The 7869-nt window shown below is 73.5% G+C and carries 5 protein-coding genes and 1 pseudogene; 3 read left to right on the forward strand and 3 right to left on the reverse strand.

Going from position 1 to position 7869, the window contains the following annotated elements:
- Nucleotides 1-117 precede the first annotated feature (117 nt).
- Complete coding sequence (locus MHW47_RS11925; protein ID WP_275449101.1) at nt 118-1959, forward strand: SDR family oxidoreductase; 1842 nt, start codon at nt 118-120, stop codon at nt 1957-1959.
- Nucleotides 1960-2138: 179 nt separating this feature from the next.
- A complete protein-coding gene (locus MHW47_RS11930) occupies nt 2139-2681 on the forward strand; it encodes an RNA 2'-phosphotransferase (protein WP_239222739.1) in 543 nt (180 codons plus the stop codon).
- 125 nt (nt 2682-2806) lie between these two features.
- Here the strand turns inward: MHW47_RS11930 and MHW47_RS11935 are convergent, their stop codons facing one another.
- On the reverse strand, nt 2807-3757 hold the full coding sequence (locus tag MHW47_RS11935; RefSeq protein ID WP_239222740.1) for an LLM class flavin-dependent oxidoreductase: 951 nt from the start codon (nt 3755-3757) through the stop codon (nt 2807-2809).
- A gap of 210 nt (nt 3758-3967) precedes the next feature.
- Between MHW47_RS11935 and MHW47_RS11940 the strand changes: the two genes are divergently transcribed.
- Nucleotides 3968-4834 (forward strand): Cof-type HAD-IIB family hydrolase, encoded by an 867-nt coding sequence (locus tag MHW47_RS11940; RefSeq protein ID WP_239222741.1) that lies wholly within the window; start codon nt 3968-3970, stop codon nt 4832-4834.
- A gap of 31 nt (nt 4835-4865) precedes the next feature.
- Here the strand turns inward: MHW47_RS11940 and MHW47_RS11945 are convergent, their stop codons facing one another.
- Both MHW47_RS11945 and cydC read right to left on the reverse strand, forming a co-directional pair.
- On the reverse strand, nt 4866-6641 hold the full coding sequence (locus tag MHW47_RS11945; RefSeq protein WP_239222743.1) for a GAF domain-containing sensor histidine kinase: 1776 nt from the start codon (nt 6639-6641) through the stop codon (nt 4866-4868).
- Nucleotides 6642-6720: 79 nt separating this feature from the next.
- Nucleotides 6721-7782, reverse strand: a pseudogene (cydC, locus tag MHW47_RS11950) (thiol reductant ABC exporter subunit CydC); the annotation flags it as partial.
- Nucleotides 7783-7869: the final 87 nt, after the last annotated feature.

Raw genomic sequence — 7869 nt, forward strand, 5'->3', positions numbered from 1 at the left:
GCGCGTACGGGTTTTCCACAGGCTGAGCGACCCCCTTGACGCAGCCGCCGGGCATTGCGAGATTCATCGGTGTCACGTTACGAGCACGTACCGCACACGGCAGGGACGGACGGTCGCATGGCGTCACGACGAAGGAATGAACGGCCGACGGGCACGGGCGGTTCCGCGGGGAACGGCGGCCCGCGCCTGCTCGACCTGCCGGGGGCGCGGGAGCGCCGGGTGGCCACGGGCGGCATCGAGCTGTGCGTGGTCGAACTGGGGGACGCCGAGCGGCCGACGGTCGTCCTCGTGCACGGGTATCCGGACAGCAAGGAGGTCTGGACCCAGGTCGCCGCCCGGCTCGCCGACCAGTGGCACGTGGTGCTGTACGACGTACGCGGTCACGGCCGTTCATCGGCGCCCAAGCCGCTGCGCGGCGGCTTCACGCTGGAGAAGCTGACCGACGACTTCCTCGCCGTGGCCGACGCGGTGAGCCCGGACCGTCCGGTGCATGTCGTCGGGCACGACTGGGGTTCGGTCCAGTCCTGGGAGTTCGCCACGGTCGGCCGTACGAAGGGCCGCATCGCGTCCCTCACCTCGATGTCCGGCCCGTCCCTCGACCACTTCGGCCACTGGATCAAGCGGCGCGTGAACCGCCCCACACCGCGCCGGGTCGGCCAGCTCCTCGGCCAGGGCGCCAAGTCCTGGTACGTGTACCTCCTGCACACCCCGGTCCTGCCGGAGCTGGCCTGGCGCGGACCGCTCGGCACCCTGTGGCCGGGGATTCTGGAGCGGCTGGAGAAGGTGCCCCCGGGCGACTACCCGACGCCCTCCCTTCCCGACGACGCGGCGCACGGGGCGTGGCTCTACCGGGACAACGTGCGCGCGCGGCTGCGCAGACCGCGCGCCGACGCCTACGCCCACGTCCCGGTGCAGCTGATCACGCCGACCGGTGACGTGTTCCTCTCGGAGCAGCTCTACGACGAACTCGAATCGTGGGTGCCGCAGTTGACCCGGCGGGCGCTTCCGGCCAAGCACTGGGTGCCGCGCACCCGGCCGGACCAGCTGGCCGCCTGGATCGCGGAGTTCGTGACGACGGTCGAGGCCGCCGGGGAGAGCGGCGCCCCGATCGCGGCCCGGCCGCAGGGGGCGTACGCCGAGCGGTTCGGCGGTCAGCTCGTGCTGGTGACGGGCGCCGCCGGCGGGATAGGGCGTGCGACGGCCCTGGCCTTCGCGGCGGCGGGCGCGCGGGTGGTGGCCGTCGACAAGGACGCCGAGGGGGCTGAACGGACGGCGGAGGCGGCCCGGTCCGCAGGAGCGCCCGAGGCTTGGGCCGAAGCCGTGGACGTGGGCGACGAGCAGGCCATGGAGAAGCTCGCCTCCAGGGTGGCCGACGAGTACGGCGTCGTGGACGTGCTGGTCAACAACGCCGGCATAGGGCTGTCCGGTCCGTTCCTGGAGACGACGTCCGAGGACTGGCGCAACGTCCTCGACGTCAACCTGTGGGGGGTCATCCACGGCTGCCGGCTCTTCGGCAGGCAGATGGCCGAGCGCGGCCAGGGCGGCCACATCGTCAACACCGCCTCGGCGGCGGCCTTCCAGCCGTCCCGCGCGCTGCCCGCGTACAGCACGTCGAAGGCGGCCGTGCTGATGCTCAGTGAATGCCTGCGCGCCGAACTCGCCGAGAAGTCGATCGGGGTCAGCGCGATCTGCCCCGGCATCGTCAACACCGGCATCACGGCCACCGCGCGGTTCGTGGGCGCGGACCGGACGGAGGAACAGCGGCTGCGCCGGCGGGCGGGCAAGCTGTACGGCGCCCGGAACTACCCGCCGGAGAAGGTGGCGGACGCGGTGCTGCGGGCGGTGGTGCGCAACCAGGCCGTCGTCCCCGTGACGCCCGAGTCCCATGCCGTACGGTTCCTGTCCCGTGTCGGGCCCGGAGTACTGCGGGGAGTCGCCCGGCTGAAGCCGCCGCTGTAGGGCGGAACGGAGTCCGGATCGGCCGCCGGTCGGGCCGGGCAGTTGTCCACAGGATCGCCAACAATCCTGTGGATAAGTCGAGTTGGCTGTGGATCAAACCTCCGCGCGGGAATCGTTCCGGTGAAGCCGGGGGGAAAATGCGGATGCGCCGGGGCGCCGCCGGGGAGCACGCTGAAAGGATGGACGAAAGACGCACCGTCAAGGTGTCCAAGTACCTTTCCAAACACCTGAGGCACCAGCCCGAACGGATCGGGATCACGCTCGACCCGCAGGGCTGGGTGCCGGTCGACGAGCTGCTGCGCGCGGCGGCCCGCCACCACTTCCCCATCAGCAGGTCGGAGCTCGACCATGTGGTCGCCTCCAACGACAAGCGGCGCTTCGCCGTCGAGGGCGACCGCATCCGGGCGAGCCAGGGGCACACCGTGGCCGTGGACCTGGGCCTGCCGCCGGCCGAACCGCCCGCGTATCTGTACCACGGCACGGTCGGCAGGTCCCTGGACGCGATCCGGGCCGAAGGGCTCCGGCCGATGAACCGCACCCATGTGCACCTCTCGCCCGACCGGGAGACCGCCACCCGGGTCGGGGCCCGGCGCGGCCGCCCCGTCGTACTGTCGGTGGACGCGGGGGCCATGCACCGCGCCGGTCACACCTTCTGGGTCAGCGCCAACGGGGTGTGGCTCACCGCCGCCGTGCCCGCCGCGTACCTGCGCCTGCCGGGCTGAGCCGGCGGCCGTGAGGCAGCGCCGGGCCGCCCGCGGCCCTGGCCCGTCCGTGGTGCCTTCGCCCCGACCTCGACGCCCGGCCTCGACGCCCGACCCCGGCGCCCGGGCCCGGTCGTCCCTTGGCCTCAGGCGGCCAGTTGGGCCGCGCCCCGCGTCGCGATCTCCTCGAACAGCTTGTCCTCCGGCACCGCCGCGTCGAACCCCGGCCCGTCCTCGGGCACCGGTGCGTGGATGACGATCTCGGTGAACCCCAGCTCCGCGTGCCGGCCCGCGAAGTCCACGAACGCGTCCACGGAATCGAACGGCCGGTCCGCGCCCACGGTGAGGCGCGGGTTGAACTCCGGCGTGAACCCGGTGAGCAGCACCTTGTCCAGCTCCGCCACGTCCCGCCCGGCTTCCGCGCAGGCCCGGCCCAGGCCCTCCATCTGACGCGCGAGGGCTTCGCGGGACCGCGCGCCGTTCCCCTCCTCGTACAGCTTCGGGTCACCCGTGGTCACCCACGCCCGGCCGAACCGTGCGGCGAGTGCGAGACCACGCGGCCCGGTGGCGGCGACCGCGAAGGGGAGCCGGGGCCGCTGCACGCAGCCGGGCAGGTTGCGCGCCTCGGTGGCCGCGTAGAACTCCCCCTCGTACGACATCCCGGCCGGTTCGCGCAGCAGGGCGTCCAGCAGCGTGACGAACTCCCCGAACCGGTCGGCCCGCTTCCGGGGCGTCCACGGCACCTCGTCGCTCCGCAGGAGCGTCGTCGCGTCGAACCCGTTGCCGCCCGCGCCGATGCCCAGCGTGATCCGCCCGCCCGAGATGTCGTCGAGCGTGACCAGTTCCTTGGCCAGGGTCACCGGGTGGCGGAAGTTCGGCGAGGTGACGAGCGTGCCGAGGCGGAGGCGTTCGGTGGCGGCCGCGGCGGCGGTCAGGGTGGGCAGCGCGCCGAACCACGGACCGTCCCGGAAGGCCCGCCATGACAGGTGGTCATAGGTGTAGGCGGCATGGAAGCCCAGCTCCTCGGCGTGCCGCCAGCGTTCGCGGCCGCCCTGGTGCCAGCGGTGGATCGGCAGAATCACGGTGCTCAGTCGCATGGGGCCGACCCTACGAGGGGAGCGGGGCCGCCGCGTCGACCGGGCGGCGCGGGGCCGAGGTGTCGCCGCGGCGGACGCGCGTTCCGGGTTCGGAGCGCCTCCGGCGGACGCTGTCATATGCCAAAGGAATGTTCGCCAGGTCAGCGGCTCGTGCTCTCAAATGTGCAACCCTCCGCACGAGCGTGCGACTGTGTACGCGAGAATGTACGGGTGACCACCGTTTTCGAACAGTCCGCTCCCGTGGCTCCCCGGCTGATCGCCACGGATCTCGACGGCACCCTTCTGCGCGATGACAAGACCGTTTCGGACCGGACGGTCCGGGCGCTCGCCGCCGCCGAGGCAGCGGGAATCGAGGTCTTCTTCGTCACCGGCCGGCCGGCCCGCTGGATGGACGTCGTCAGCGACCACGTTCACGGCCACGGTCTGGCGATCTGCGCCAACGGCGCCGCCGTCGCCGATCTGCACGCGGGCGGGCGCCTGCTGAAGGTCCGGGGCCTGGAGCGCGCGACGGCCCTGGAGGTCGTCCACACGCTGCGCGCCGCCGCTCCCGGCACCTCGTTCGCCGTCGAGCTGACCACCGGCATCCACTACGAGCCCGCCTACCCGCCCTTCCACCTCGACCCCGGCGCCACTGTCGCCGCCGCGGAGAAGCTGCTGCACGAGGAGGCCCTGGACGCCGGCGCGCCCGTACTGAAGCTGCTGGCCCGGCACGGCGAACTCGACCCGGACGCGTTCCTCTCCCTGGCCCGCGCAGCCGCCGGCGAGCGGGCCACCTTCACCCGGTCCAGCCCCACCTCGCTCCTCGAGATCAGCGGGGCCGGCGTCTCCAAGGCCAGCACCCTGGAACTGTGCTGCGCCGAACGCGGCATCGCGGCCGCCGAGGTCGTGGCCTTCGGCGACATGCCCAACGACGTGGAGATGCTGAGCTGGGCCGGCAGCTCGTACGCCATGGGCAACGCCCACCCGGCCGCCCTGGCCGCCGCCTCCGGACGTACCGTCACCAACAACGAGGACGGCGTGGCCGTCGTCATCGAGCGCATCCTGGCCGAACGCGCGGGAACCCTCACGGGGAGCTGAGAGCGGGGCGCGGCGACGGCGCACGGCCCCCTCAGAGCGGGGCCTGCCACACCACCGTCGTGCCGCCCCCGTCCTCCCCGATACCGGGCTCGAACCAACTGGCCCCGCCCAGCGACTCCGCCCGGCGGGCCAGGTTCCGCAGTCCGCTGCGCCGCCCGCCCTCCGGCATGCCCACCCCGTCGTCGGCGACCGCGAGCCGCACGGCGCCCCGCCCGTCGTCCTGCGTGACGGTCGCGTCGACGACCACCTCGATACGGGCCGCTTGCGCGTGCCGGAAGGCGTTGGACAGCGCTTCCCGCAGCGCCGCGATCAGGTTCTTGCCCGTCAGCTCGCTGACCAGGGCGTCGACCGCCCCCACGAAGCGGTGGGACGGCTTGAAGCCCAGCGGCACGGACGCCATGTTGATCTCGCGCAGTACCCGCGTGCGCAGTCCGGACGGCGCCTCGGCCGGTTCCTGCTGGAGCGCGAAGATCGCGGTACGGATCTCCTGGATGGTCACGTCCAGCTCGTCGACCGCCCGGCCGACCCCCGTCTGCACCTCCGGCACGTCCGACCGCCGCTGGGCGCTCTCCAGCATCATCCCGGTCGCGAACAGCCGCTGGATGACCAGGTCGTGCAGGTCACGGGCGATCCGGTCGCGGTCCTCGTAGACCGCCAGACGCTCCCGGTCGCGCTGCGCCTCGGCCATCATCAGGGCGAGCGCGGCCTGCGAGGCGAACTGGGTGGCCAGCGTCCGTTCCGTCTCCGTGAAGGGCCGGTCGCCTCTGGCGCGGGGCGTGGCCAGCGCGCCGAGCACGCGCCCCCCGCTGTGCAGCGGCAGCAGCATGTTCGGGCCGTAAGGGTCCGCGAGCCTGGTGATCATGCGGGTGTCGGTGGCCGAGTCGTCCACGAAGACCGCCTCGCCGCTCAGGAGCATCCCCACCACCGGGCTCTGCGCCGGGATGATCAGGCCGAGCGAGTCGGACGGGTCGTCGGCCGACACGGCGACGATCTCCAGTCCCCCGTCCGCGGCCGGCAGCATCACGATGCCGGCCGCCGCGCCCGCGAGGCGTCTGGCCTGCTCCGCGACCACCGTCAGCGCGTCGTCGGCGTCCCCGCCGGAGAGAAGGGCAGTCGTCACGGCCACCGAACCGTCGATCCACCGCTCCCGCTGCCGGGCGGCCTCGTAGAGCCTGGCGTTGCCGATGGCGATTCCGGCCTCCGTCGCCAGGACGCGCACCAGGTGCAGGTCGTAGTCGCTGAATTCGCCGCCTCCGTCCTTCTCGGCGAGATACAGGTTGCCGAAGATCTCGCCCTGCACCCTGATCGGAACGCCCAGGAAGGTACGCATCTCGGGGTGGCCCGGCGGGAAGCCGGCGAACCTCGGATCGGTGGTCAGGTCCGCGAGGCGCAGGGGCCGGGGATCGTGGATGAGGGCGCCGAGCAGACCCCGGTGGCCGTCCGGCCTGCGGCCGATCTCGCGCGCCACCGACTCCGGGACGCCGTAGGTGACGAAGTCGGAGAGCCCTTCGCCCTCCGCGTTCACCACGCCGATCGCGGCGTAACGGGCGTGGGCCAGTTCGGCCGCCGTCTCGCAGATCCGGTCGAGCGTCGAGTGGAGTTCGAGGCCGGTGCCCACGGAGCGCATGGCCTCCAGCAGGCGCGGCACGCGCGCGGTCAGCTCGGTGGACAGCCCGCGCAGGCTCCGGGTCACCTCGGCCGTCTCCTCCGCGTCCGCCGGGGTGTGCCCGTGGCCGGGAGGGTCCGCGTCAACGGAGGGCTCCGCAGGGCCGCGGGGCTCCGCGTGGTGGGGCTCCTCCTCTGCCATACCCCGAGCGTAATTAGTCCCATTTATGGAGGAAAGTCGGAAACCGTCTCCAAGAGGCTCGCAGGGGCCGGTCCTCCGCTCAGGAACGCGCGCCCGCCGCCGCCACGACCGGCTCCCCCGCGCTCTCGCGTTCCCGCGCCAGCATGCGGCGCAGCGGCCCGTCCACCGAGGCCAGCACGTCGTACGGGCCCCGCTGCACGATGGCGCCCTCGTCCAGGACCACCACCTCGTCCACCGCTTCGAGACCGGCGAGGCGGTGGGTGATCAGGACCGTCGTACGCCCCGCTGTCGCTTCCAGCAGGTCGGCCGTCAGGGCGTCGGCGGTCGGCAGGTCGAGGTGCTCGGCCGGCTCGTCCAGCACGAGGACCGGGAAGTCGGCGAGCAGGGCCCTGGCCAGGGCGAGGCGCCGGCGCTGGCCCCCGGAGAGACGGGCGCCGTGCTCGCCGACGAGGGTGTCCAGCCCTTCCGGCAACGCGTCCGCCCAGTCGAGCAGACGGGCTTCGGCCAGGGCGCGGCGCAGTTCCGGCTCGGTCGCGCCGGGACGGGCCAGCCGCAGGTTCTCCCGCAGCGAGCTGTCGAAGATGTGGGCGTCCTGGGCGCACAGTCCGACGAACTCCCGGACGGTGTCCCCGTCCAGCGCCGACGCGTCCACCCCGCCGATCCGGTAGCTGCCCGCCCGGGCGTCCAGGAAGCGCAGGAGCACCAGGGCCAGGGTGGTCTTCCCGGACCCGGAGGGCCCCACGACGGCGATGCGACGGCCCGCGTCCAGCCGGAGATCGGCCCCGGTGAGCGCGTCGCGGACGGTGCCGGGGTACCGGGCGGCGAGCCCGCGCACCTCCAGCGGGAACGGATCGTCCGGCGCCGCCGCCGGGGTTTCCGGTTCCCGTACGGGCACGGGGGCGTCCAGCACCTCGTACACCCGCTCCGCGCTCCGCCTGACCCGCTGCCGGTACTGGGCGGCGAGCGGCAGACCGGTGACGGCCTCGAAGGCGGCCAGTGGGGTGAGGACGACGACCGCGAGTTCCACGCCGGCCAGCCGGCCGTCCGCCACCGCGGGCAGGGCGACCAGGGCGGCGGCCGCCACGGTGAGGCCCGAGACCAGGGCGATGAGGCCGCCGCCGAGCGCGGTCGCCGTCGCCGCCACCGCCCGGCACGCCCCCGACGACGGCTACGGCGCCGCCTTCGACACCGCCCTCCTCACCCGCTCCGGGCTGACCCCCGACGACGC

The sequence above is a fragment of the Streptomyces sp. OfavH-34-F genome, assembly GCF_022347745.1.
GTDB lineage: Bacteria > Actinomycetota > Actinomycetes > Streptomycetales > Streptomycetaceae > Streptomyces.

Coding starts and splice junctions, on each gene's coding strand:
- MHW47_RS11930 (WP_239222739.1), top strand. CDS start 2,139: ATGGACGAAAGACGCACCGTCAAGGTGTCCAAGTACCTTTCCAAACAC.
- MHW47_RS11925 (WP_275449101.1), top strand. CDS start 118: ATGGCGTCACGACGAAGGAATGAACGGCCGACGGGCACGGGCGGTTCC.
- MHW47_RS11935 (WP_239222740.1), bottom strand. CDS start 3,757: ATGCGACTGAGCACCGTGATTCTGCCGATCCACCGCTGGCACCAGGGC.
- MHW47_RS11945 (WP_239222743.1), bottom strand. CDS start 6,641: ATGGCAGAGGAGGAGCCCCACCACGCGGAGCCCCGCGGCCCTGCGGAG.